Annotated in this window: 28 protein-coding genes; 10 read left to right on the top strand and 18 right to left on the bottom strand. The window is 63.7% G+C overall.

All coding sequences use genetic code 11. The features are described from left to right. Positions 1-41 precede the first annotated feature (41 nt). Together AC1D10_RS03035 and AC1D10_RS03040 are read left to right on the top strand one after the other, a co-directional pair. A complete protein-coding gene (locus tag AC1D10_RS03035; protein ID WP_379094426.1) occupies positions 42-1,076 on the top strand; it encodes an aspartate-semialdehyde dehydrogenase in 1,035 nt (344 codons plus the stop codon). Positions 1,077-1,181: 105 nt separating this feature from the next. Beyond that, entirely contained in the window at positions 1,182-1,634 is a 453-nt protein-coding gene (locus AC1D10_RS03040) for an N-acetyltransferase family protein (protein ID WP_477268848.1), read from the top strand. Between the two features lies 1 nt (position 1,635). On the opposite strand, the gene AC1D10_RS03045 is transcribed toward AC1D10_RS03040, so the two are convergent. Beyond that, positions 1,636-2,043, bottom strand: a complete 408-nt coding sequence (locus AC1D10_RS03045; protein WP_477268849.1) for an ACT domain-containing protein — start codon at positions 2,041-2,043, stop codon at positions 1,636-1,638. Between the two features lie 191 nt (positions 2,044-2,234). On the opposite strand from AC1D10_RS03045, the gene AC1D10_RS03050 reads away from it, so the two are divergent. From AC1D10_RS03050 to AC1D10_RS03065, 4 genes are all read left to right on the top strand, one after another. Then, on the top strand, positions 2,235-3,140 hold the full coding sequence (locus tag AC1D10_RS03050) for a bestrophin family protein (protein ID WP_477268850.1): 906 nt from the start codon (positions 2,235-2,237) through the stop codon (positions 3,138-3,140). Between the two features lie 203 nt (positions 3,141-3,343). Next, positions 3,344-3,754, top strand: a complete 411-nt coding sequence (locus AC1D10_RS03055; protein ID WP_477268851.1) for a DoxX family protein — start codon at positions 3,344-3,346, stop codon at positions 3,752-3,754. 20 nt (positions 3,755-3,774) lie between these two features. Then, positions 3,775-4,302, top strand: coding sequence for an SRPBCC family protein (locus tag AC1D10_RS03060; RefSeq protein WP_477268852.1), 528 nt, complete (start codon positions 3,775-3,777; stop codon positions 4,300-4,302). Positions 4,303-4,471: 169 nt separating this feature from the next. Then, positions 4,472-4,735 carry a glycine zipper domain-containing protein gene (locus tag AC1D10_RS03065; RefSeq protein ID WP_477268853.1) on the top strand — a complete coding sequence of 88 codons (264 nt, stop codon included), beginning with the start codon at positions 4,472-4,474 and terminating at the stop codon, positions 4,733-4,735. Between the two features lie 72 nt (positions 4,736-4,807). On the opposite strand, the gene rpsP is transcribed toward AC1D10_RS03065, so the two are convergent. From rpsP to AC1D10_RS03100, 7 genes are all read right to left on the bottom strand, one after another. Next, positions 4,808-5,209, bottom strand: coding sequence for a 30S ribosomal protein S16 (gene rpsP / locus AC1D10_RS03070; protein ID WP_184872646.1), 402 nt, complete (start codon positions 5,207-5,209; stop codon positions 4,808-4,810). Between the two features lie 50 nt (positions 5,210-5,259). Further along, positions 5,260-5,586, bottom strand: coding sequence for a chorismate mutase (locus AC1D10_RS03075; protein WP_111544094.1), 327 nt, complete (start codon positions 5,584-5,586; stop codon positions 5,260-5,262). 7 nt (positions 5,587-5,593) lie between these two features. Next, the gene (ffh, locus tag AC1D10_RS03080; RefSeq protein WP_477268854.1) at positions 5,594-7,195 is read right to left on the bottom strand and encodes a signal recognition particle protein; all 1,602 of its coding nucleotides are present in this window, start codon (positions 7,193-7,195) and stop codon (positions 5,594-5,596) included. A gap of 302 nt (positions 7,196-7,497) precedes the next feature. Then, positions 7,498-8,457: a lysostaphin resistance A-like protein gene (locus AC1D10_RS03085; RefSeq protein WP_477268855.1), complete on the bottom strand. Its 960-nt coding sequence runs from the start codon at positions 8,455-8,457 to the stop codon at positions 7,498-7,500. A gap of 278 nt (positions 8,458-8,735) precedes the next feature. Next, positions 8,736-9,350: a DUF1236 domain-containing protein gene (locus tag AC1D10_RS03090; RefSeq protein WP_477268856.1), complete on the bottom strand. Its 615-nt coding sequence runs from the start codon at positions 9,348-9,350 to the stop codon at positions 8,736-8,738. Between the two features lie 62 nt (positions 9,351-9,412). Then, entirely contained in the window at positions 9,413-10,510 is a 1,098-nt protein-coding gene (locus tag AC1D10_RS03095; protein WP_477268857.1) for a zinc-binding metallopeptidase family protein, read from the bottom strand. 92 nt (positions 10,511-10,602) lie between these two features. Further along, the gene (locus AC1D10_RS03100; RefSeq protein WP_477268858.1) at positions 10,603-11,850 is read right to left on the bottom strand and encodes a flavin monoamine oxidase family protein; all 1,248 of its coding nucleotides are present in this window, start codon (positions 11,848-11,850) and stop codon (positions 10,603-10,605) included. Between the two features lie 147 nt (positions 11,851-11,997). Between AC1D10_RS03100 and AC1D10_RS03105 the strand changes: the two genes are divergently transcribed. Beyond that, positions 11,998-12,795: a lytic murein transglycosylase gene (locus AC1D10_RS03105; protein WP_477268859.1), complete on the top strand. Its 798-nt coding sequence runs from the start codon at positions 11,998-12,000 to the stop codon at positions 12,793-12,795. Positions 12,796-12,852: 57 nt separating this feature from the next. Here the strand turns inward: AC1D10_RS03105 and AC1D10_RS03110 are convergent, their stop codons facing one another. Both AC1D10_RS03110 and AC1D10_RS03115 read right to left on the bottom strand, forming a co-directional pair. After that, positions 12,853-13,374: a hypothetical protein gene (locus AC1D10_RS03110; protein WP_477268860.1), complete on the bottom strand. Its 522-nt coding sequence runs from the start codon at positions 13,372-13,374 to the stop codon at positions 12,853-12,855. Between the two features lie 5 nt (positions 13,375-13,379). Continuing rightward, complete coding sequence (locus tag AC1D10_RS03115) at positions 13,380-14,603, bottom strand: argininosuccinate synthase (protein ID WP_477268861.1); 1,224 nt, start codon at positions 14,601-14,603, stop codon at positions 13,380-13,382. 298 nt (positions 14,604-14,901) lie between these two features. Between AC1D10_RS03115 and AC1D10_RS03120 the strand changes: the two genes are divergently transcribed. Then, entirely contained in the window at positions 14,902-16,989 is a 2,088-nt protein-coding gene (locus AC1D10_RS03120; protein ID WP_477268862.1) for a putative bifunctional diguanylate cyclase/phosphodiesterase, read from the top strand. 129 nt (positions 16,990-17,118) lie between these two features. Next, positions 17,119-17,760: a LysE family translocator gene (locus tag AC1D10_RS03125; protein WP_477268863.1), complete on the top strand. Its 642-nt coding sequence runs from the start codon at positions 17,119-17,121 to the stop codon at positions 17,758-17,760. Here AC1D10_RS03125 and AC1D10_RS03130 read toward each other — a convergent pair. The 6 genes from AC1D10_RS03130 to AC1D10_RS03155 all read right to left on the bottom strand — a co-directional run bounded on the left by AC1D10_RS03130 (position 17,732) and on the right by AC1D10_RS03155 (position 21,649). Continuing rightward, positions 17,732-18,211 (bottom strand): hypothetical protein, encoded by a 480-nt coding sequence (locus AC1D10_RS03130; protein ID WP_477268864.1) that lies wholly within the window; start codon positions 18,209-18,211, stop codon positions 17,732-17,734. The genes AC1D10_RS03125 and AC1D10_RS03130 overlap by 29 nt on opposite strands. Beyond that, positions 18,208-18,651, bottom strand: coding sequence for a hypothetical protein (locus AC1D10_RS03135; RefSeq protein ID WP_477268865.1), 444 nt, complete (start codon positions 18,649-18,651; stop codon positions 18,208-18,210). The genes AC1D10_RS03130 and AC1D10_RS03135 overlap by 4 nt, the downstream gene beginning before the upstream one ends. Next, positions 18,648-19,883: a dual-specificity RNA methyltransferase RlmN gene (rlmN, locus tag AC1D10_RS03140; RefSeq protein WP_379094463.1), complete on the bottom strand. Its 1,236-nt coding sequence runs from the start codon at positions 19,881-19,883 to the stop codon at positions 18,648-18,650. Before rlmN ends, AC1D10_RS03135 begins: the two co-directional genes overlap by 4 nt. A gap of 192 nt (positions 19,884-20,075) precedes the next feature. After that, positions 20,076-20,579: an invasion associated locus B family protein gene (locus AC1D10_RS03145; RefSeq protein WP_091575980.1), complete on the bottom strand. Its 504-nt coding sequence runs from the start codon at positions 20,577-20,579 to the stop codon at positions 20,076-20,078. A 274-nt stretch (positions 20,580-20,853) separates the two neighbouring features. Beyond that, on the bottom strand, positions 20,854-21,216 hold the full coding sequence (locus AC1D10_RS03150; RefSeq protein WP_477268866.1) for a YkvA family protein: 363 nt from the start codon (positions 21,214-21,216) through the stop codon (positions 20,854-20,856). 136 nt (positions 21,217-21,352) lie between these two features. Next, positions 21,353-21,649 (bottom strand): 4a-hydroxytetrahydrobiopterin dehydratase, encoded by a 297-nt coding sequence (locus AC1D10_RS03155; protein ID WP_477268867.1) that lies wholly within the window; start codon positions 21,647-21,649, stop codon positions 21,353-21,355. Positions 21,650-21,756: 107 nt separating this feature from the next. Here AC1D10_RS03155 and AC1D10_RS03160 point away from each other — a divergent pair, with 107 nt between their 5' ends. After that, positions 21,757-22,275 carry a low molecular weight protein-tyrosine-phosphatase gene (locus AC1D10_RS03160; RefSeq protein ID WP_477269822.1) on the top strand — a complete coding sequence of 173 codons (519 nt, stop codon included), beginning with the start codon at positions 21,757-21,759 and terminating at the stop codon, positions 22,273-22,275. On the opposite strand, the gene thpR is transcribed toward AC1D10_RS03160, so the two are convergent. Both thpR and AC1D10_RS03170 read right to left on the bottom strand, forming a co-directional pair. After that, positions 22,179-22,775 carry an RNA 2',3'-cyclic phosphodiesterase gene (thpR, locus tag AC1D10_RS03165; RefSeq protein ID WP_477268868.1) on the bottom strand — a complete coding sequence of 199 codons (597 nt, stop codon included), beginning with the start codon at positions 22,773-22,775 and terminating at the stop codon, positions 22,179-22,181. The two genes, AC1D10_RS03160 and thpR, sit on opposite strands and share 97 nt — an antisense overlap. A 126-nt stretch (positions 22,776-22,901) precedes the next feature. Then, positions 22,902-23,546, bottom strand: a complete 645-nt coding sequence (locus AC1D10_RS03170; RefSeq protein WP_477268869.1) for an arylesterase — start codon at positions 23,544-23,546, stop codon at positions 22,902-22,904. Between the last annotated feature and the right edge of the window lie 50 nt (positions 23,547-23,596).

The raw sequence follows: 23,596 nt of genomic DNA on the forward strand, positions 1-23,596 counted from the left end.
GGTTTCTCCAAAAACCGAGCGGAGAGGGACAGGAGATCTTTATGAGTTTCAAGGTTGCAGTCGTCGGCGCCACGGGCAATGTAGGCCGGGAAATGCTCAACATACTGGAAGAGCGCGGCTTTCCAGTGAGTGAAGTCGTGGCGCTGGCGTCGCGGCGCAGCCAGGGCACCGAAGTGTCGTTCGGCGATCGCACGCTGAAGGTCAGGACGCTCGACCAGTATGATTTCTCCGACACCGACATTTGCATCATGTCGGCCGGCGGCAATGTCTCCAAGGAATGGTCGCCGAAGATCGGCAAGCAGGGCTGCGTTGTCATCGATAATTCGTCGGCCTTCCGCTACGACCAGGACGTGCCGTTGATCGTGCCGGAAGTGAACCCGGACGCGATCTCGCTGTTCACGCGCAAGAACATCATCGCCAACCCGAACTGCTCGACGGCGCAGCTGGTGGTGGCGCTGAAGCCGCTGCATGATTTCGCCACCATCAAGCGCGTCGTTGTCGCCACCTACCAGTCGGTGTCGGGCGCCGGCAAGGAAGGCATGGACGAGCTGTTCACGCAGACGCGCGCCGTGTTCGTCGCCGACAGCGTCGACGTCAAGAAGTTCACCAAGCGCATCGCCTTCAACGTCATTCCGCATATCGACGTCTTCCTCGACGACGGCTTCACCAAGGAAGAGTGGAAGATGGTCGCCGAGACCAAGAAGATGCTCGACCCCAAGATCAAGCTGACTGCGACCTGCGTGCGAGTGCCGGTGTTCATCGGCCATTCGGAAGCGGTCAACATCGAGTTCGAGAAGCCGATCACCGCCGACGAGGCGCGCGATATCCTGCGTGAGGCGCCGGGCTGCCAGGTCTTGGACAAGCGCGAGGACGGCGGCTATATCACGCCGCTGGAATCGGCCGGCGAGGACGCCACCTTCATCTCGCGCATCCGCGAGGATTCAACCATCGACAACGGCCTGTCGATGTGGATCGTCTCCGACAATCTGCGCAAGGGCGCGGCACTCAACGCGGTGCAGATCGCCGAGCTGCTGGTCGAGCGCGGCCTGATCCAGCCGAAGAAGAAGGCGGCTTAGTTTTCGCTCACGGGCCGTATCGCCGCTGCCGCGGCGGGCCCTCCGCGGGGGCGCCGGACGACCGGTGGCCCGCGGGCTCGGCCTTTGGCCGATTGGTGATCAATTGTGAGCGATAGCGCTAAAGTCGTGCTGCGTCCGGCCATCGGCTCGGATGCAGCTGACATTGCACGGCTTTTGCGGGCGGCGCTTGGCGCGTTCGACTGGATGCCGGTGCTGCATACGCCGGACGAGGATCTTGCCTTCATCCGCGACATTGTGCTGCCAGGGCAGCAGGTGACGGTCGCCGAGGCCGGCAAGGAGACTGTCGGCTTCATCGCCGTCAGCAATGAATGGGTGGAGCAGCTCTATCTCGAGCCGGCCCGGACGGGACACGGCATCGGCAGCCGGTTGCTGACGGACGCGACCGCCGCCCTGCCGGTGGTCAAGCTGCATTGCTTCCAAGCCAACACCGGCGCCCGGCGCTTCTATGAGCGGCATGGGTTCATTGCCGAGGGTTTTGGCGACGGCACCAACAACGAGGAAGGCCTGCCGGACCTCCTCTATGTCCGCAGGCGCTGATTCAGCCGGCGTTGTCCTTGGCCAGCCGGCGCAGCAGTTCCAGCGCCTCTTCCGCCCGCTCGGCGGGGACGAACAGATGGTCGTGGTAGAAAGCCGAGACCGGGTTGACGCCCATGCCGGCAGCAGCCAGCCGCGTGGTGATGGCGGCGAGGAAGCCGACGGCTTCCAGCGACGAATGGATGTTCAGTGTCACCATGCGACTGCGGAAGGAAGCGGTCAGCCCCGCTTTCCTCGCGGCATCCTCATGCAAGATCAGCGTCACACCCTCGCGTTCGCGAAACACCATCACCGGTTCGAGGCCTTCCGGCTGGGCGACGCCAGGCGCCAGCGTGACGAAGACATAGGTGCCGGCCAGCAGTTCCGGCGTCATTGTCGCCAGCAGCTTTTTCAGATCGGTCTCGCCGGTCATTTGTCTTCTCTCGTCCGATGCAGGAACGGGCCGCAGCCCACATGCTTCTCATATCCGCGACCGGCGGGTGCCGAAAGCCGACACGCGCTGCACGGGCGACATGGCGATGTCGCTGACGGCTGAGCTTGCCCGTCTGTTGCCTCGCACAATAGAAAGGCTGAGACCAGTGCCGGTCCGTGAAAGGCCTCCCCATGATCGTTCGCCCGCGCCCGACGTTCCTGCAGCTGTTCTTCGTCATGCGCGGCTCGGTGGTGCCACGCATCCTGCCGCAGATCCTGGGTTTTGCGCTTTATTCCGCGGTCATTCTTGCCGTGGCGCGCCAGTTCCATCTCGATTTCAGCGTCTTCAACATCACGCCGTTCGGGTTGGTGGGCGTGACATTGTCGATCTATCTGTCGTTCCGCAACAACGCCGCCTACGACCGCTGGTGGGAGGCGCGCAAGCTGTGGGGCACGCTGGTCTTCGAAATCCGCAATCTGGCGCGCGCCACCACCAGCCTCATCGCCGATCCGGCCGAACAGCGTGCGCTGCTGATGGAGGCGCTTGCCTTCTGTCATTTCCTGCGCGGCCAGTTGCGCAAGATCGACAGCATGAAGGACGCCCGCGCCTTCATTGCCGCCGAGGCCGACACGGCCGCAAATTTCGCCAACCCCGCGGACGAGATGGTCAGGCGCATGGGCCGCCGCGCCAACGCGCAGCGGCGGACCAGCGAGGTCGATCCGATCGGCTTTCGCATTCTCGATGAAAGGTTGGCATCGCTCACCGCTATCCAGGCCGGCTGCGAGCGGATCGCCGGCACGCCCTTGCCGTTCGCCTATACGCTTTTGGTGCATCGCACGGCCTACATCGTCTGCCTGCTGCTGCCCATCGGCCTGATCTCGAGCACCGGCTGGGCGACGCCGCTGTTCACGGCGCTGATCGCCTACACCTTCTTCGGCCTCGATGCGCTGTCGGAAGAGCTGGAGGATCCGTTCGGCACCGAGGCCAACGACCTCGCCCTCGACGGTCTGTGCCGTGTCTGCGAGATCTCGGTGTTCGAGGCGCTCGGCGAGACGCCACCGAAAATGCTGCCGCCCGAGAAGTTCTATTTTTCGTAGGTGTTCGACACGGCGTTCTGTCTGCCGCCGCAATGTGAAGCGCGAACGCTGGCGCGAAGTATCGCTACACGGCTCAATCTGCATCGCTGCCTTCTTTTGCCGTTACGGCGCCAAAAAAATCCGGACCCTGTAGGATTGCCACCCCATGCCGCGTCCTTGGTTCGACCCAGTGAAAAGGGCTCGAAACATCAGGAGGGAACACCATGAGCATTTCCGAAACCGCGCCCGTCTCATCAGGCGCCCTGTGGACCGGCCGCGCGCTCAGCGCCGTCATCGTCCTGTTCATGATCTTCGACGGCGTCATCAAATTGCCGCCGCTCGACATCGTCACCCAGACCATGGTGCCGCTTGGCTGGCCGGCCGACGCGAATGTCGCGCGCATGCTCGGCGTCATCGGTCTGGTCTCGACCGCGCTCTACGCCTTGCCGCGCACAGCGGTGCTCGGCGCCATCCTGCTCACCGCCTATATGGGCGGCGCCATCGCCACCAATGTGCGTGTCGACAATCCGCTGTTCTCGCACACGCTGTTCGGCGTCTATCTCGGTGTCATCCTTTGGGGTGGCCTGTACCTGCGCGACCCCCGGGTGCGCGCGCTGATCCCGTTTTCTCGTTAAGATTTGCAAAGGAAAATTAGATGTTCACCACCATTGCCATCGCCCTGCTGGTCCTGATTGCCGCCGTGCTCATCTACGCCGCGACACGGCCTGATGATTTCGTCGTCACCCGCTCGGCCAGCATCGAAGCGCCGCCGGAAGCGATCTTTCCGCTGATCAACGATTTTAGCCGCTGGCCGGCATGGTCGCCTTACGAAAAGCTCGACCCTGAGATGAAGCGCACGCTGTCCGGCGCGACAAGCGGCAAGGGCGCGGCCTATGCCTGGGAAGGCAATGCCAAGGCCGGAAAGGGGCGCATGGAAATCACCAATTCGGTGCCGTCCTCGCGGGTGTCGCTCAAGCTCGATTTCGAGAAGCCGTTCAGGGCCAACAACAGCGTCGACTTCACCCTGACGCCGTCCGGCGACAACACGGCCGTTAGCTGGGCGATGCGCGGCAGCCGGCCCTTCATCGCCAAGCTGATGGGCCTGTTCATGAACTTCGACACGCTGATCGGCAAGGATTTCGAGGCCGGCCTCGCCAATCTGAAGCGCCTCGGCGAAAAGTGACGTGCCCTGCCAGGATTTTGGCAGCACGGCAGTGGTTGGGATCATTGGCAAACGATCGTGGTCAATCCCTGAGCCGGCAATCCTTTTCCTCTCCTTGGATCAAATCGCCGAGTCGGGAGTTAGAGACTCACTGGCGGCGGAGGTCTGTCTTGCTGGGAGAGGAACGACAATGAAGAAAACGATGCTTGTAATGGCCCTGTTGGTGCCGCTTGCCGCATGCTCGCAAACGGAAAAAGGCGCTGCTGTCGGCGGCCTTGGCGGCGCTGCGATTGGCGCGGCCGTAGCAAACGACCCGGTGGAAGGCGCCGTCGTCGGTGGCGCGGTTGGTGCCGTGGCAGGCGCTTTGATTGGCAGAGCCAGCGAACCGGATCGCTGCCGTTACCGCGACCGCTATGGACGGGTCTATGTCGCGCGCTGCCCGCAGGGCTATTGATCCTAAAAAGACGTCGAAATAGCAAAACGGCGGGCTTGGGCCCGCCGTTTCCTGGATGCGATAAGGCAATGCTTATTCGGCGGTGGCGGCTTCTGCCTCGGCCGGTGCAGCTGCGGCGGCCGCGACGGCAGCGGCGGCGTCTTCCTGCGCCTTCTTCAAAAGGGCGGCGCGTTCCTGCGCCTTCTTGCCCGGCTCGGCCTTCTTCGGGTTGGAGCGGGCGTCGCGCTTGGCAATGCCGGCCTCGTCGAGGAAGCGCAGCACGCGGTCGGTCGGCTGGGCGCCGTGCGACAGCCAGTGCTTGACGCGGTCTGCGTCAACCTTGACGCGCTCGCCGTCCTTGGGCAGCAGCGGGTTCCACGAGCCGAGCGACTCGATGAAACGGCCGTCGCGCGGCGAACGGGCGTCGGCGACGACGACGTGGTAGTAAGGACGCTTCTTCGAGCCCGCACGGGCCAGTCTGATCTTCAAGGGCATTTCTTTTCTCCTAAAAACTCTGATTTCGTTAGTTGGTTGTGGCTGGTTACTCAGCCGGCTTTCATCACGCCGTTGGAAGCGGCGATCTGTTCGTGGTGGCGGATCACTTCACGGACGACGAAGTTGAGGAATTTTTCCGCGAAATCCGGGTCGAGATGTGCATCCTTCGCCAGCTGGCGAAGGCGGGCGATCTGCTGCTGCTCGCGCGCCGGGTCGGCCGGCGGCAGCCCATGCGTCGCCTTCAGCACGCCAACCGCCTTGGTGCAGCGGAAGCGCTCGGCCAGCATGTGGATGAGGGCTGCGTCGATGTTGTCGATCGAGGCGCGATAGTCGGCCAGGATGGTACGTGCGTCGGCCATGTCCTTTTCTTCGTTCATCGCGTCCTCACTTCTTCTTGCCAAGGCCGGGCAGCCCGCCGCCGCCCAGACCGGGAAGCCCCGGAAGTTTCATGCCGCCAGGCAGACCGGGCAGGCCACCGCCGCCTGGAAGACCGCCGGGCAGGCCCTTCATGCCGCCGAGGCCGGCCGCCTGTGCCTGCTTCTGCAGCGCTTCGAGCTGCTTGGGATCCATCTTCGACAGGTCGGGCATACCGCCGCCCATGCCGCCCATGCCCGGCATCATGCCGCCGAGGCCCATCTTGGAGGCAAGGCCGCCCATCATGCCGCGCATCAGGCCACCGCCTTTGCCCTTGCCGCCCATCGCCTTCATCATGTCGGCCATGCCGCGATGCATCTTCAACAGCTTGTTGATCTCGGCAGCGTCGGTGCCGGAACCGGCGGCGATGCGCTTCTTGCGCGAGTGTTTGAGAATATCGGGATTGGCGCGCTCGGCCTTGGTCATCGACGAGATGATGGCGAGCTGGCGGCCGAACATCTTGTCGTCGAGACCGGCGGCGGCCATCTGGTCCTTCATCTTGCCCATGCCGGGCATCATGCCCATGATGCCGCCCATGCCGCCCATCTTCGACATCTGCTGAAGCTGGCCGGCGAGGTCGTTCAAATCGAACTTGCCCGACTGCATCTTCCTGGCCATCGCCGCCGCCTGCTCGGCGTCGATGTTTTCGGCGGCCTTTTCGACCAGGCTGACAATGTCGCCCATGCCGAGGATGCGGTCGGCGATGCGCTTGGGGTGGAATTCCTCCAGCCCGTCCATCTTTTCGCCGGTGCCGATCAGCTTGATCGGCTTGCCGGTGACGGCGCGCATGGAGAGAGCGGCGCCGCCGCGGCCGTCGCCGTCCATGCGGGTCAGCACAAGGCCGGTGATGCCGACGCGCTCGTCGAAGCTCTTGGCCAGGTTGACGGCGTCCTGGCCGGTGAGCGAGTCGGCGACCAGCAGGATTTCGTGCGGGCTCGACACCTTCTTGATGTCGGCCATCTCGACCATCAGCGGTTCGTCGATATGGGTGCGGCCGGCGGTGTCGAGGATGACGACGTCGTGGCCGCCGAGCTTGGCCGCCTGCACGGCGCGTCGCGCGATGTCGACTGGCGACTGGCCGTCGATGATCGGCAGCGTCGCCACCTTGACCTGCTCGCCGAGCTGGCGGAGCTGCTCCTGCGCGGCCGGGCGCCGCGTGTCGAGCGAGGCCATCAGGACCTTCTTGTTCTGACGCTCGGAAAGGCGCTTGGCGATCTTGGCCGAAGTGGTCGTCTTGCCGGAGCCCTGCAGGCCGACCATCATGATGACGACCGGCGCCGGCGCATTGAGGTCGACGGCGACGCCTTCGGCGCCGAGCATCTCTACCAGCTCGTCATGGACGATCTTGACGACCATCTGGCCGGGTTTGATCGACTTGACGACGGCAGCGCCGACGGCCTTCTCGCGCACCTTGTCGGTAAACGAGCGCACCACTTCCAGCGCCACGTCGGCCTCGAGCAGCGCACGGCGCACCTCGCGAAGTGCTGCCGAGACATCCGCCTCCGACAGCGCGCCGCGACCGGTCAGGCCGTTCAGGATCGAACCAAGACGTTCCTGTAGCGATTCAAACATTCGTTTTCCTTTTCCCTGGCACCCGTATGGTGCCGGAGAGGTAATGCGTTCGCGCCAGGTGTCCAAGTCTCATGGCGAGCAAAAACCAAAACCAAAAAGCACCCGGGGGCGCTCAGCGCTGCCGGGTGTTGGCCTCCAGGATCGATTTACAGCACTCCACCCCTAGAGGTTTCGGCGTCCTGGTCGGCTTGCTCGGAGGGATACTCGTCGCGGAATTCGGGGCGTGTAGACAGGAAATCGGCGGCAGAGTCAAGACAAGGCCTGGGTGATGCCCGTGCCAATCGTGTCGCGCCGAGCCAGAATCAGTTCGCGCTGCTCGCTTCCGATCTGTTGGCCGCGACGTTCAGCGGTGAGCGCGGATGCAGGAGCAGCACAACCGTCAGCAGGCTGCAGGCGATGCCGATGAAGGCAATGAGAGCGGCATCCGACGTCGTCCAGCCCGGCCCTTCGAGCGGCCTGGCGCCGAACAAGGCGAAGGAATTGTAGCTCTGCTGATGCGAGATGAGCAGGAATCCGGTCAGATTGTTGCCGATATGGGCGCCGAAGGCAGCTCCGAGATTGCCGGTGGCAAAGACCACAACCGTCAGCAGCAGCGCGAAAGCGGCGATCGAGGCCAGTACGCAGGCGTTGATGGCGGGCGACGAACTGTTGCTCCAATGCAGCGAAGTGAACAGCAGGGCCGGCAGCAGCGCCCAGATGAACGGGCTCCTGAACCGGTTGGCCAAACCGCGCAGCAGATAGCCTCGGAACAGAACCTCCTCCGAAGACGTCTGCAGCAAGGTGAGGGCGACGATCGGGATCAGGAACAGCAGCCAGGACGACAGGCTGATCGGGCCACGGGCGATCTCGGGCTGCAACAGATAGAGCAGGATCTCCGACACCAGCGAGGTTATCAGCACCGCGATCAGCCCCTTGACGAAGCCTGACAGCGACACGCGACGGCTGACACCGAAGAGCGCCGAAAGGGGCTCGCCATGCACCCAGCGCATGGCCATCCAAAGGCCAATCCAGATGCCGGCAAAAGAGGTAAGCGCGGTGAGGATGCCGATGGGCGAGGCGAGGAACCCCTGCATCGCTCCTTCGGGTGGCGGAGCCGCCGATGCCTGCCAGGTAAGGAAGAGGTAGGTGCCGCCGATCAGCACGGCCACGGTCGTTGCGGCCCAGAGCAGGATCACGATCGCCGCTCCCAGGAACAGGCGCGGCACTGTCGTCCTGGCGTTCGGCGAATGCCGGTAGCGTTCGAAGGCGGCAGGGTCGATCACACGAATTCCCGGGCAAGTGCTTCAGGTCGCATGATTTAGGGGATCGCCGTCCTGGGCGCAATCGTGCCTGGTCGGAGACCGTTGGCGCCCTACCAGAGTTGCAAAAAAGGGCGCGGACGTGCCGGCGAGCGTCTTTCTCCCGCTCTACGGGAAGAAATGCCCGACCAGGGCAATGAGAGGCAGCGCCGACTTCGACGATTCGCACCGACCGATCCGATGTGGCGACACGGCGAGAAGGGCGACCGCCGCTGCGCTTGGCAGCGGTCAGCCCGTCAGCGTCAGCGTACCACGTACATGATGCGCCGCGTCTGCGGATCGATCAGCGCCGGCTGGCCGTTCACATAGACATAGCGGTAGTTGTAGTCCGGGATTTCGCGCAGCTCGACGGTGTCGGGCAAGGTCGCGCCGGTCACCACCTCGCCGTCGAGATAGACGGGGTCGAGCCGATGCGTGTCGACATAGGTTCTGACTTCGGTCGGAGGTGGCGGGAAGGCGTCGTTGAGCGGATCGCTGGCGATGATCGCTCCGGTGTAGTCGGTCGAGTAGCCGTCCGGCGGCGCGACGACGGCAGTGCTGGATCCGTGCGGGCGCTGCGTCAGCACCACCCGGCTGCCGCCGAAATCAGCCGTCACATAGTCGGAATAGACCCAGCCCTGGCCACCGGCTTCGGCGATGGTGCACCATTTGCTGTTTTCGATGCAGCCATTGAGCGTCGCCGACTGACCGGCGGCGAGCACGCCGATCACAGGATATTGCGGACCCGGGCCGGCACGCACGTTGAGATCGGTGACGGCGGTGACGGCGGTGACGGCGGATACGGCGGTGTCGGCAAACGCGGCGCCCGACATGATCGTCAGCATTCCGGCGACCGCGGGAAACAATACGGATTTCATGGTTTCTCTCCGTTTTCATGATCCCTCGCCACGAAAACGGAGCAGCGGCGCATGCGTTCCCGCTAAAATGCCCCCGCCAACTCACGATTTGTTCCGGCATCTTGCGGCAAACCGGTCAGAAGGTCGTGAACGAAGGCCAATTTCCGCGCCGTGACGTCCGAAATGACGAAGGGGTACAGGTCGGGCAGGCCCATGCAGCGGTTGATCGAATTGGAGGCCTCCGACAGCACCAGCCAGCGGGCGAGGATCTTTTCGAAAGGCTCGGGTGCTGCGGCCGGTTCCGATGGCGCCGCCTGCAATCCACCGCCGGTGTCGCCTTGCGGCAAGTCGTTGGCCTCCACGGTCTCCAGCCGGCCGAGCGGAAAGTTCAGCGCGTGGACCATCTCCAGCGTGTCGGTGATGTGCAAATGGTGGGCCCATGTTTCCGCCCAGTCTTCCCATGGATGGGAGGTCGCATAGGCCGAGATGTGGCTTTGCTGCCAGTCGGGTGGCGCGCCATTGGCGTAATAGGTCTTCAGCGCCTGTTCGTAGTCGGCTCGATGGTCGCCGAACAAGGTGCGAAAAGCCTCCAGCCTTTGCGGATCGTCGCGGATCAGGCGATCCCAGTAGTAATGGCCGAGTTCGTGGCGAAAATGGCCGAGCAAGGTGCGATAGTTCTCGCCCATTTCGACGCGCCGTTTTTCACGCTCGGCGGAATCGGCCTCGGCGACGTTGAGCGTGATCAGACCATTGTCGTGGCCGGTCAGGATGCGCTCGCCGCCGGGGCCGCCGCCGATCGGATCGGCCAGGAAGTCGAAGGCAAGGCCGATCTCGTCGGCAGGGTTCTGCTTGGGCGCGACCGGCAGCCCTGAGGCGAGCAGCGAATAGATGGCGCGCTTCTTCGCCGCCTCGACGCGGATCCAGCGGCGGCGGTTGCCGTCGACGGAGAGATCCGGGATCAGCTGGTTCAGCACGCAAGCGCGGCAAAAGGCCTGTCCCGGCTCGGCCATCCAGTTGCAGGCGCATTCGTCGGCGTTGGTGCACTGGAAGATGCCGTCGACACCCGACAAGGCAAAACGCGCATGCTCAGGATCGTAGAGCACGAGGCTCGAGCAATTCAGGCACTGGGCGTTCTCGAAATAGAGACGGTGGCCGCAATGCGGGCAGTCGAAGAGTTTCATGTCGGTCTCGAACCTTCAGAGCCAGCATATAGGTGCGCGGCGGCAGGTGCCCAACGGCCAACCGCCGGCCGGCGTTCCGCGTTCGATCGAGGCTATTTTGCCGCAAGCTGCGCGGCGACCTGTCTGGCCACTGCTTCGCCTGACAGCCGTGCGCCGCCGCAAGTCTGGATCAGCGGACCGGCGAGGTGCTCGCCGGCAAAGAAGATCTTGTCGGCCACCGGCTGCATAAGCGCGGCGCGCGCAGCCGAACGGCCCGGGCGGGCCGCCGCATAGGCGCCGCGCACGAAGCGCTCGCCGCCCCAATTGGTCATCATGGCGCGCGCCACGTGCTTTCGTGTGTCGCCGCCGAAAATGCCGCACAGCCGGTCAACGACGAAATCGATGCCCGCCGCCTCGCCCGCCGCCGACATTTCCCAGGCGAAATCGCCGCCGACGAAACCGACCATCAGGTCGAGATCGAAGGGAAAGCACAGGAAATAGATGTCATGCCTGGCCATCCGTTCGATCAGAAGGTCGTCGAAGGGCTGCAGCCCAAGCCGCGTGCCCCGGATCTCGACCGGCAATTTGGTCAGCATGCCCATCGGCAGGTCGAAGAAGGCTCCAAAATGCGTGTCGGGAAGTGCCGGCGAGAATTCGATCTCCTCGAAGGCGAGCACCGCCGGCGAGGCTGTGACGATGACCGCCTTGGCGCGAACGGTGCCGCGATCGGTGACGCAGGCGACACCGGGCACGTCCCAGAGGATCTTGCGCACCGGCGTCGACAATTCGACCGGCAGGTCGGCGCCGAAGCGGGCGACCAGCGCGCCAAAGCCCTCCTTGCTGAAGTAGTTGGGGTCGAGATCGGCGGCGGCCTGGAAGTCGCGGATCGAGATTTCGTCCTCATCGGCGCCGAAATCCATCGGTCCGGCGAAGGTGGCCGCGGCGCGCGGCGCGTGGCCCTTGGCGAGCAGCGCCGAAAGCCGGTCGTCGTCGCCCTCCTTCACTTCATGCTTGGCCAGCAGTTCGAACAACCGCGCGTCGGCGGCCTTCATCTCCGCTTCCTCGTCCTCGCTTGCCTTGCGCTGGCGATAGTAGAGATGGTCGACATTCATGTCGTGATGATGCAGCGTCCAGCCGGCAGCCCGGGCTTCGGGAAAATACGGGTTGCGGTCGGCGGCATGCAGCCAGGCGCAGCCGATATCGAAGGGCACGCCGAAATGCTGGTCGCTGGTCCATGCGCGGCCGCCGATGCGGCCCATCGCTTCGAGCAGCTTGAAGGAGAGGCCGGCTGCCTGCAAGGTCCTGGCCGCAGCCAGACCCGCCGAACCGGCGCCGATGATCACAACATCAACGTCTTCCATGGTTATTTCGACCCCGCCACAATATTCACTTGATCGTAGGCAAATTCCCCGGCATTCGCCAGCACTGCAGCAGAGACAGTGACAAGTGCGGGTTTCGCTGGCAAATTCGCAACCGGGACGTGATTCAGGCAATCAGGAGAGAAAAGCATGGCATTACTTGCCAAGGGAAAGATTTTTGTGGCTTCGGTGGTGGCGGTGCTTGCGCTGGCGACGGGCGCGGAGGCGGCGGCCAGCTGTGGCAAGACCGGCGCCGGTTTCGAAGCCTGGAAGCCGGAGTTCGCCGCAGAGGCCAAGTCCGAAGGTGTCGGCCCGAAAGGTCTGGCCGCGCTGGCTGGCGCGACCTACGCGACGAAGACGATTAGCGTCGACCGCGGCATTCACAAGGCGTTCAGCGGCTCGGTGGATGATTTCATGAAGCGCCGTGGCGGCGCCGCGATCATTTCCAAGGGTCGTTCGCTGAAGAAATCGAACGCGGCGCTGTTCAGCAAAATCGAAAGCAACTACGGCGTGTCGCCAGGTGTGTTGCTCGCCATCTGGGGTATGGAGACCGGCTTCGGTTCGGCCATGGGCAACCAGAATACGGTTTCTGCCATTTTGACGCTTGCCTATGATTGCCGCCGCCCGGAGTTCTTTTACCCGCATGCCATTGCAGCCCTGAAGCTGGTCGATCGTGGAGCGTTGACCGCCTCGTCGGTCGGCGCGGCGCATGGCGAGATCGGCCACACGCAGTTCCTGCCCGGAAATGTCTTGAAGTATGGCGTCGGCAGCGGAAACCTGCGCGACAAGGCCACCGCGTTGGCTTCCACCGCCAACTTCCTCAAGGGTCATGGCTGGCGGGCCGGCGCGAGTGCGCAGTCGAATCTCGGCGCCATTGCCGGCTGGAATTCCGCCAGCGTCTATCAGCAGGCCATCGCTCGCATTGCCACGGCGATCGACGGCGACTGATAGGATTCTCTATCTCTTTGTTTTTTCGACAGAAAGCCCGGCCATGCGCCGGGCTTTTCATTTCACGTCGAGCGCGTAGGAGCAGCCGGCCAGCGTCTTGCCGGGGTGTGACTCGACGGTCGAGACGTTGAGCGTGATGCGCGTGGCGAGGTTGACGCCGCTGGCGTCCTCTGTGCTTTCGACAATAATTTTCTCGCCAAGGAATTTGTCCGGTGTCGAGACTGTCGCCGGGACATCGAGCTCTCTGGCCAGGTCCGGCGCGGCAACGCCTTCGAACACGGCCATCGGCCCGGTTGCGGTCAAGACAATGGATGCCGTCTCACGCCCGAAGACACGAATTTTGGTCGGCAACTCGTATTGAATGAGGAACGGATTGCCGGCCGCGACCTCTTTCCAGCCCAGCCTCTCCGCGGCGCCGGGCTCGCCGGCCAGCCAAAAGCCAAAACCGTTATAGGCCGGCACGTCGGCCCGGCATTCGATCAGCGCGGCAAGGTCGAGGGAGGCCGGGTCGAAATCCTCGGCCACCGCTGGCGTCGCCAGAAAAACCAGCGGCGCCAGGCATCGACCGAGCCCGCGCATCCGGATTACTTGTTGCGGCTGCGTGCCGCCAGCGTACGCAGCCTCAGCGCATTGAGGCGGATGAAGCCGGCGGCGTCCTTCTGGTCGTAGGCGCCGCGGTCGTCCTCGAAGGTGACCAGCGCATCGGAATAGAGTGTCTTCTTCGACTTGCGGCCGGTGACGATGACGTTGCCCTTGTAGAGCTTGAGGCGCACCGTGCCTTCGACGTCTTCCTGGCTCTTGTCGATCATCGCCTGCAGCATCAGGCGTTCGGGCGCGAACCAGAAGCCGTTGTAGATCAGCTCGGCGTAGCGCGGCATGAACTCGTCCTTGAGGTGGGCGGCTCCGCGGTCGAGCGTGATCGATTCGATGGCGCGGTGGGCTGATATCAGGATGGTGCCGCCCGGCGTCTCGTAGACGCCGCGCGATTTCATGCCGACGAAGCGGTTCTCGACTAGATCGAGCCGGCCGATGCCGTTGTCGCGGCCGAGATCGTTGAGTGCCGCCAGCATCGTCGCCGGCGACAGTTTCTTGCCGTTGAGCGCGATCGGATCGCCCTTGAGGAATTCGATCTCGATCTCAGTGACGGCGTCCGGCGCGTCCATCGGCGAAACGGTGCGCTGGTGGACGAATTCCGGCGGCTCGCTCCACGGGTCTTCCAGCACTTTGCCCTCGGAGGACGAATGCAGAAGATTGGCGTCGACCGAGAACGGCGCGTCGCCCTTCTTGTCCTTCGGCACCGGGATTTGATGCTGCTCGGCGAAGTTGATCAGGTCGGTGCGCGACTTGAACGACCAGTCGCGCCATGGCGCGATGACCTTGATGTCGGGGTTCAGCGCATAGGCGGAAAGCTCGAAGCGGACCTGGTCGTTGCCCTTGCCGGTGGCGCCGTGCGCGATCGCGTCGGCACCGGTCTCCCTGGCGATCTCGACCAGATGCTTGGAGATCAGGGGCCGCGCGATCGAGGTGCCGAGCAGGTAGGTGCCTTCGTAGACGGCGTTGGCGCGGAACATCGGGAAGACGAAGTCGGAGACGAATTCCTCGCGCACGTCGACGACGCGGATGTCCTTGATGCCCATCATCTCGGCCTTGCGGCGGGCCGGCTCGAGTTCGCCGCCCTGGCCGAGATCGGCGGTGAAGGTGACGACTTCGGCGCCGAGTTCGGTCTGCAGCCATTTCAGGATGATGGATGTGTCGAGGCCGCCGGAATAGGCGAGCACGACTTTCTTGACGTCTTTGGCGCTGGACATTTTTACCCCGTCGATGGCGGACGCCCTCACCGAGCGTCACGGATTGTCGGAGGGCCTTTTAGCAGGAACGGCAGAGCGAGCAAGCAGGCGTGCGCGCATGGTTTCTGGTCCAGCGCATCGCGAGGGGTGGTGCCGGCAAGGGAAACAACCTGCTGCAATCAAAGGCTGCATTTACTTGCAGCATTTAATCAAGTTTTCACGCCCCGGCGCTAACAATGCGGACAAATCCGCCTTGGCCACCTGCCGGGCGGCTCTTGCCTGCTTCGTTACGGGCACCCTCCGGCTTGGACCGTTCTTGATGCGCGTCATATCATGTATCGCCACGGAGCATAATCTGTGGCTTGTCCTGCTGGCCGCGCTGATGTGTGTCACCGGCTGCTGGGTGACGATCGGCCTCTTCGACCGTGCCAGGAAAACCGCCGGCGTGCAGATGAGAGGCTGGCTGTTCCTGACCGCGGTCGCCGCCGGCTCGTCGATCTGGTGCACGCACTTCATCGCCATGCTGGCCTACCAGCCCGGCGCGCCGATCACCTTCGATCCGGTCCTGACCATGGTGTCGCTGGTCATCGCCATCGCCGGAACCGGAGTGGGCTTCTCCCTTGCATCCGACAAGTGCCGGCGTATTGCGCCGGAGTGGGGTGGATGCGTCGTCGGACTGGGAATCTCGGCCATGCACTACACCGGCATGATGGCCTATCACGTTGCCGGCATCGTCGAGTGGGACGGTTCCTATGTTGTCGCCTCGCTGCTCATCTCGGCGGTGTTCTCCGCCGTGGCTGTCGGCCATGCCGTGCGCCGGCCATACCGCTGGTCGCAATATCTCGCCATCGGGCTGCTGGTGCTGGCAATCGTCGGGCTGCATTTCACGGCGATGGCGGCGGTGGCGGTAACGCCGCTGTCCTTCATCACCACCGGCACCAATCCCGACATTCTCGTGGCAATGGCGGTCGCCGTCGCCGTCGTCGGCCTGATCGTCGCCGCCACCGGCTTCGCCAGCTATCTGATCGATGAGCGCGGCCGCCTGGAAAGCTTCGAGCGGCTTCAGCATCTCGCCCTCAACGACGCCCTCACCGGTCTTCCCAACCGGGTCTCCTTCAACGACCGCCTCGACCATGAGATCGATCGGGCGCGGGAGGACGAGGTTACGATGACGGCCGTTATCGTCATCGATCTCGACCGCTTCAAGGAGATCAACGATCTCAGGGGACATGCGGCCGGCGACCAGGCTCTCAAGATCGTCGCCCGCCGGCTGGGGAAACTCACCAGTGACGGCGAATTCGTCGCACGGCTCGGCGGTGACGAGTTCGCCGCGATCAAGCGCTTCAAGGACCAGAACGAGCTTCTCGGCCTGGTCTCGAGGCTGGAGAAGTCGCTGTTCCAGCCCTTGCTGCTCGACGATTTCGAAATCGCCGCTGGCGCCAGCATCGGCGTCGCCGTCTATCCGCGCGACGGGGCCGACCGCGAGCGACTGGTCAGCAACGCCGACCTCGCCATGTACCGGGCAAAGAACGACGTGTCGCGGGCCGTCTGCTTTTACGAATCCGCCATGGACGAGACGGCTCGGGCGCGCCGCGCGCTGGCCACCGACCTTCGGCAGGCGATCGAGCGCGGCGAGCTTTCGCTCCACTATCAGGTGCAGACCTCGGTTCCGACCGGCGCCACCTGCGGCTACGAGGCGTTGCTGCGCTGGACGCATCCCATACATGGCATGATCCCGCCAGCTGAATTCATCCCGATTGCCGAGGAGAACGGCTCCATCATGGCGATCGGCGAATGGGTGCTGCGGACCGCATGCCGCCAGGCGGCCTCCTGGGACAATGGCCACAAGATCGCGGTCAACCTGTCGCCGGTGCAGTTCGCCCATGCCGACCTGGCCAAGCTCGTCCACCAGATCCTGGTCGAGACCGGGCTGTCGCCGAAGCGCCTGGAGCTGGAACTGACCGAATCGACGATCGTTGCCGACAAGGTGCGGACGCTGCATGTCCTGCGCCAGATCAAGGCGCTGGGGGTGACGATCGCGATCGACGATTTCGGTACCGGCTATTCGTCGCTCGATACGCTGCGCTCGTTTCCCTTCGACAAGATCAAGCTCGACCGCTCCTTCATGGCCGATGTCGAGCGAAGCCCGCAGGCCAAGGCGATCGTCCGGGCGGTGCTGACGCTGGGCCGAAGCCTCGACATTCCGGTGCTCGCCGAGGGCGTCGAGACTGATGTCCAGCTGACCATCCTGCAGGTGGAAGGTTGCAACGAGGCGCAAGGCTATTTCCTCGGCCGACCCAAGCCGATCGATCAGATCCTGCTCCCCAGCGCGGCAGGCCTCCATGTCCCGAACGATCGGCCCGTCGCCGAGGAACCCGCCAGGATGCGCCTGAGCAGGCTGGCATAGGATTGTGGCGGGTGGCCGCCCGTCGGCGCCCTCGTTGCGTGCCCGCTGGATCGACCGTCGAAGCGCCCCTGCATCTGGAACCGGCACGGCGCATCCTGTATAGGCGCTTTCATTCCGCTGGGGCCGCTCATGTCGTTCATTCCTGACACCACCACGCTGATCCAGTTCGCCATCGCCACCGTGATCCTGGCGATCACGCCGGGGCCGGACATGACCTTGTTCGTCTCACGCACGCTGAGCCAGGGCCGCGCCACCGGCTTCGCCTCGATGGCCGGCGCGCTGTGCGGCACGCTGATCCACACCACGCTGGTGGTGGTCGGTATCTCGGCGCTGATCGTCGCCTCGCCGATGGCCTTCTTCGTGTTGAAGATCTTTGGTGCCGGCTATCTCGTCTTCCTGGCCTGGCAGGCGATCACCAAGGGCTCGGCCTTTTCGCCGGAGAAGAAGACGGGACCCGAGATTTCGCTGTTGCGCAGCTGGGCGGCGGGGCTCGGCGTCAATCTGCTCAACCCGAAGATCATCCTGTTCTTCATGACCTTCCTGCCGCAGTTCGTTTCCGCGCATGACGCGAATGCGCCGGGAAAGCTGTTTTTCCTCGGCTCGATGTTCATCGTGCTGTCGATCCCTGTGACCGTGCCGATGGTGCTGGCGGCGGAAAAATTCTCGGCTGCGATGAAGGCCAGCCCCCGCGTCACGCGAGTGGTCGACTATCTCTTCGCCGGGGTGTTTTCGGCTTTTGCGCTCAAGATCCTGACGGCCCAGGCGAAATAGGCGTTTTTTCGTTCTTCAACCACCAGCTTCCGGCCCAGCGCCCGGCGCTGAGCCAGTAGAAGATGCCGCCGACCATGCCGCCGCCAATCACCGCCATGATCGCGCTGGTCTCCCTGACCGCAAAGGTGGCATCGCCGGCGTGGTCGACCAGGCCGAGGAAAACGGCCGCGACCGCCGCACCCGCCAGCGCGTAGAACAGCCAGTCGCGCCGGCCGAGGATTTCGGCAACCAGAATGACGACGCAGGCCGGCATCAGGGCGAAATAGGCGACGAACAGGGCGACGAAGGGAATTGAAAAATACAGCGAAGCGGTCGCCGTCGGATGCGCGTGCTCCGGCGCGAGCGAGGCCAGGAACAGGATGTTGAGGAAGGCGCTCGTCGCCAGCGAGGCGACCGTGTAGCCGAACAGGATGACGGCAAAACGGATGAGGTAGGCAATGAGGCGGCTCATTCCAAATCTCGGCGCATGCCGGACTTGCGCCCGGCCAGAAGCCAGTAGACCGAACCGGCGGCAATGCCGGCCGTGGCCAGAAACCCGAGGTAGCCCGGATTGAAGACAAAGCCTCCGGCCGAGCGCGGCATGGAGACACCAAAGGCGGTGGACGTGACCGCACCGGTGATGGCAAAATAGAGCCATCCTCGAAGCGAGAAGCGTTCGGCGACAAGGATTGCCGGGCCGACGATCAACAGCGCGGCGACCATCACGGTCAACACGGCGAGCGGGAACGAGCCCAGCCAGTCGAAGGCGAAAATGATCGACCAGTTGCCGTCTTCTATGCCTTCCAAAAGAGCGATCAACAGCACGGGGACCAGGATCGAGGTCAGCACACCGGCGATATAGCCGACAGCGATCATGGCGAGGCGCTTCGGCCAGGCGAAGAGGCGATTCACGCCTCGCCGTGCCCCGCAATCATCATTGCTTCCAGCGCCAGCCGGTCGACCTTGCGCATGCGCTCGGAGTCGGATTTCAGCTGGCCGCAGGCGGCGAGGATGTCACGGCCGCGCGGCGTGCGGATCGGCGAGGCATAGCCGGCATTGTTGATGTAGTCGGCGAATTTCTCGATCGTCTCCCAGTCCGAGCACTGGTAGTTGGTGCCCGGCCACGGGTTGAACGGGATCAAATTGATCTTGGCCGGAATGCCCTTGAGCAGCTTGATCAAGCCCTTGGCGTCCTCGATGGAATCGTTGACGTCCTTCAGCATCACGTATTCGAAGGTGATGCGCTTGGCGTTCGACAGGCCGGGATAGGCGCGGCAGGCGGCGATCAGCTCCTTGAGCGGATACTTCTTGTTGATCGGCACCAAAAGGTCGCGCAGATCGTCATTGGTGGCGTGCAGCGAGATTGCCAGCATGACGCCGATCTCCTCGCCGGTGCGGAAGATTTCCGGCACGACACCGGAGGTCGACAGCGTGATGCGGCGCTTCGACAAGGACAGGCCGTCGCCGTCTGAGGCGATCAGCAACGCCTTCTTCACCGCCTCGAAATTGTAGAGCGGCTCGCCCATGCCCATCATGACGATGTTGGACACCTTCCGGCCCTCGGCCGGCACGATGGCGCCGTCGGGCGTGTCTCGGTCGGGGAAATCGCCAAGCCGGTCGCGGGCGGTGAGCAACTGGGCGAGGATCTCCTCGGCCGTCAAATTGCGCACCAGCTTCTGCGTGCCGGTGTGGCAGAACGAACAGGTCAGCGTGCAGCCGACCTGCGAGGAAATGCAGAGCGTGCCACGGCCTTCCTCCGGGATATAGACGGTCTCGATCTCGACCGGCCGGCCGGCGCCGCGCGGCGGAAAGCGGAACAGCCACTTTCGCGTGCCGTCGGAGGAAATCTGTTCCTCGACGATCTCTGGCCTGGCGACGGTGAAGTGCTTGTCGAGTTCGGCGCGCAGATCCTTCGAAATGTTGAACATGCCGGCGAAGTCGGAAACGCCGCGCACATACATCCAGTGCCACAGCTGCTGGGCGCGCATCTTGGCCTGGCGCTCCGGCACGGTGCCCGAAGCAACCAGCGCCTCGCCGAGCTCGGCCCGCGTCAGGCCGATCAGCGACTGCTTTTCCGGCTGTGCTGCGCGGGCGCGCAACGCGTCGCGGGCGCCCTCGGTGGTGAGATCGAATGAAAGGGTCATGGTTGCACTGATATAAGCGGTTTGCGGCCGATTTCACTCATCGTGCCGGAAATGGAGCGCGGCGCATAGCACAGGTTGAGGGCGGAGTCATGCGCTGTGCGGTGACGCACCCTCTTCAGAGATCCACTGATCGGCCCAAAAAGCTAAAGGTCGGCTTTGCGGCCCGGCCTGTCGGTCAGGACAAAGCTTTGCCTATTTGCACTTGGCGATCGATGACAGAGCCGCCGAAATGCCCTTCAGCGAGAAGACATAGGAGGTCGGGTTGCCGCGGCCGGACTTTGCCGTCACCTTCATGTCGGTGCCGGTCTTCATGGCGGCGATCAGCACCGGCTCCTCGGCGGCATTCTCGACCCAGGCCGACTTGCCGCGCGTGAACATCGAGAACGACTTCTTGTCGATGGTGACGGTGGCCTTCGAGCCTTCCTGGAAATTGTAGCCGGCGATGAATTGCGGCTCGTAGGACACTTGCTGGCCGGGCCGCTGGCTGACGAAGAAGAACATGTCGCCATGGTCGAGCGTCGGCGGCTGCTTGTCGGTCGGCACGGTCAGGACATAGCAGACCTTGCCGCCCGATGCCTGGTAGCTGTAGGTGCCCCAGGCATTGTGCTGGCCGATCTTGGTTGCCGACTGCGCCAGTGCCGGCGCTGCCGCGGCCACCAGGACCAGGCTCGAAACTATAGCAATCAATCCGCGCATCGCTTTTCCCGTATTCCAAAGGTGCGGAGGCAGGCCGGCTCGGCGTCCTGCCCGTCGCTTCATTTTGATTTAATCTGGGTTACCAAACGGTGAATTTCCTTTGAGAAAAGGATCCTCACCCCAGGAAACCGCCGCCATTCCCGCGCCGCCGCCTTGCGAGCGGGTGGCGCGACGTCCCTTTGGCGACTTGGAGGCCACGAAAGCGGCAAGAGTTTGACTTTTTGTTTTGCCGCCAAATGCCGGCTTCAAAGGCGTTTGGCGCGCGACGGGATGCTCAGCCCTTGTCGGCGATGGCATCCTTGGCGGCTTGGCGGTGCGCCGGCGTGATGTGGGCGCTGACGGCGGTGATCGCGGCGGTGAGCACGGCGATGTCGTCGGTGAAGCCAAGCCCCAGGACGAAGTCGGGGATGACGTCCACCGGCAGCACGAAATAGCCGAGCGCAGCCAGCAGAATGCCCTTGGCGCGCATCGGCGTGTTCTTGTCCATGGCGCAGTAATAGGCGGCCACGACCTCTTCCATGAAGGGGATCTGCCGCGCGGCCTTCTTCACCGTCCGCCAGAATTTCTCGCGCACTTCGTTCTCGCCGCCCAGCTTGCCGCCAAAGCCGAAGAAATCAAAACCGGATTGTTGCGCCATCAATGTCTCCTAGCAGGGCTCATGCGCATCCCGGCGCATGCCCGCGAGGGAAAATGTGGTGAAACCCGACCCCCGCTGCAAGATGCCGGCGCCGATTTGGGTCTTGCTGCTCGATTGCAGCACGGACAGGAGGCGCTCAGCCACCGAAATAGCGGTTCATCTTCTTGGCCAGATCGATGTCGAGCGCGGTCACGCCGCCGGCATCGTGGGTGTTCAGCGTCACGTCGACGGTCTTGTAGACATTCGACCAGTCGGGATGATGGTCCATCTTTTCGGCGGCGAGCGCGACGCGGGTCATGAAGGCGAAGGCTTCGGAGAAATTCGCGAAGGTGAATGTACGCTTGATGGAGGCCCCGTCCGCGGCCGGCGCCCAGCCTTCGAGCCCGGTCAACGCCGCGGCGACTGCTTCCTTGCCCAGTTTCTCTCTCGTCATATCCATTTCCTGTGCTAATCGAAAAATGACCCTCACCATAATGCATGTCGCCAAAAAGTGCGTTGCGGTTTTGGGATAACGACATGCACAAAAACAATTCCGGATCGATGAGCGCGAAGCCCATAAATTCCATTCTTTTCGTCTGCCTCGGCAACATCTGCCGGTCGCCGCTGGCCGAGGGCGTTTTTCGCGCCGTTTGGGCGGAGCGCGGATTGGGCCGCGATATGCTGCTCGATTCAGCCGCAACCAGCGGCTGGGAGGTCGGCTCTGCCCCCGATCCACGCTCGATCGCGGTTGCGGTTCGTCACGGCATCGACATTTCCCGGCAGCGGGCGCGCAAGGTCACGCCGCAGGATTTTCATCGCTTCGACCTGATCCTCGGCATGGACCGGGCGAATGTTCGCGACCTGAAAGCGCTGGCGCCGGCGGCCATGCACGACCGTATCCATCTGTTCCTGGAATTCGCCGCGGCGAAGGCGCGCGACGTGCCGGACCCCTATTATGACGGGGCGGATGCCTTTGCGTCGGTCTACCGCATGATCCGCGAGGCGTCGGAGGCGCTGGCGGCAAGGCTGGAGGCGCGGGCATCCGTGCCCGACAGCGGCCAGGCTTCCTCGACGATATAGGGGCCACCCCCGACCGAATCGCGCGACGACATCAGCACGAAACGACCGATGCGAAACGGCAGCGTCGAGAAATTGCCGCGTGCCGACAGATACTGGGCGACGTCCAGGGGGGTCGAATTGCGCAGGCGCGCCAGCGTCACATGCGGCATGAACTTGCGCGGGTCGGCGGGGATGCCGAGCCGCTGGCAGATGCGGTCGATCTCGCCCTGAAGGGCGGCAAGATCGGGCGAGGCGGATGCGCCCGCCCACACCGCGTGCGGTTTCTTCTGGCCGAAAGCGCCAACGCCGGACAGCGTTAGCGAGAAGGAGGGGCGATGGACGCGGTCGAGCGCGTTGGCGATCTCGTCGGCGACGTGACCCGGTACATCGCCGATGAAGCGCAGCGTCAGATGGTAGTTCTCGACGTCGATCCAGCGGGCACCGGGCAGGCCGCCCCGCAACAGGGACAGCGAAAGTGCGGCGTCACGCGGTATTTCGAGGGCGGTGAAAAGACGCGGCATGAAGAGCCTCCCTTCCTCGAATCGAAACATTAGCCCTAGCGAATCATCGAAAATCAAACGGAGCAAGAGGTTTGTTGGTCGCAGGCTTTGCTAAAAGCTTCCCTAACGGAAGCAATCGGTCTGATCTCACGAACCTCCCGGCACTGCCGCGATCGCCTTTTCGACCGTCGGCAAGATGCGTTCGACTATCTGGCCGACGCCTTGCACGCTGGGATGCAAGCCGTCCTCGAGCTGCATGCCAGGCTGGCCGGCGACGCCGTCGAGAAAGAACGGATAGAGCGGAACACTGTATTTCTTGGCAAGGTCCGGAAAGATGGCGTCGAAGGCGTTCTGGTAGTCGGGGCCGAGATTGGGCGCGGCGCGCATGCCGGCCAGGAGCACGGCAATCCCGCGCTCTTTGAGCTTGCCCAGCATCTCATCCAGGTTCTTTCTGGCGATGTCGGGCGAGACGCCGCGCAGCATGTCGTTGGCGCCGAGTTCGAGAATGACCAGCCGCGTGCCGTCCGGCACCGACCAGTCTAGCCGCGCCAGGCCGCCGCTCGTCGTGTCGCCGGAAACACCGGCATTGGCGACCGTCACATCATGGCCCTTGGCGCGAAGGGCAGCCTGCAGTTTGTCGGTAAAGCCCTGGTCCGGCCCAAGGCCATAGCCCGCCGTCAGGCTGTCGCCGAAGCCGACGATCTTGAACGGCTCGGCACGCGTCGACGAAATGGCGCCGCAAATGGCGAGGAAAACGACGAAGCCTGCGGCAATCAGGCGTTTGAAAGACATGCGGCAGGCCCCATATGACCAAGGAATTCTTCCGACGGCATCCGGCAAGC

The sequence above is a fragment of the Mesorhizobium sp. P2_A8 genome, from assembly GCF_056404935.1.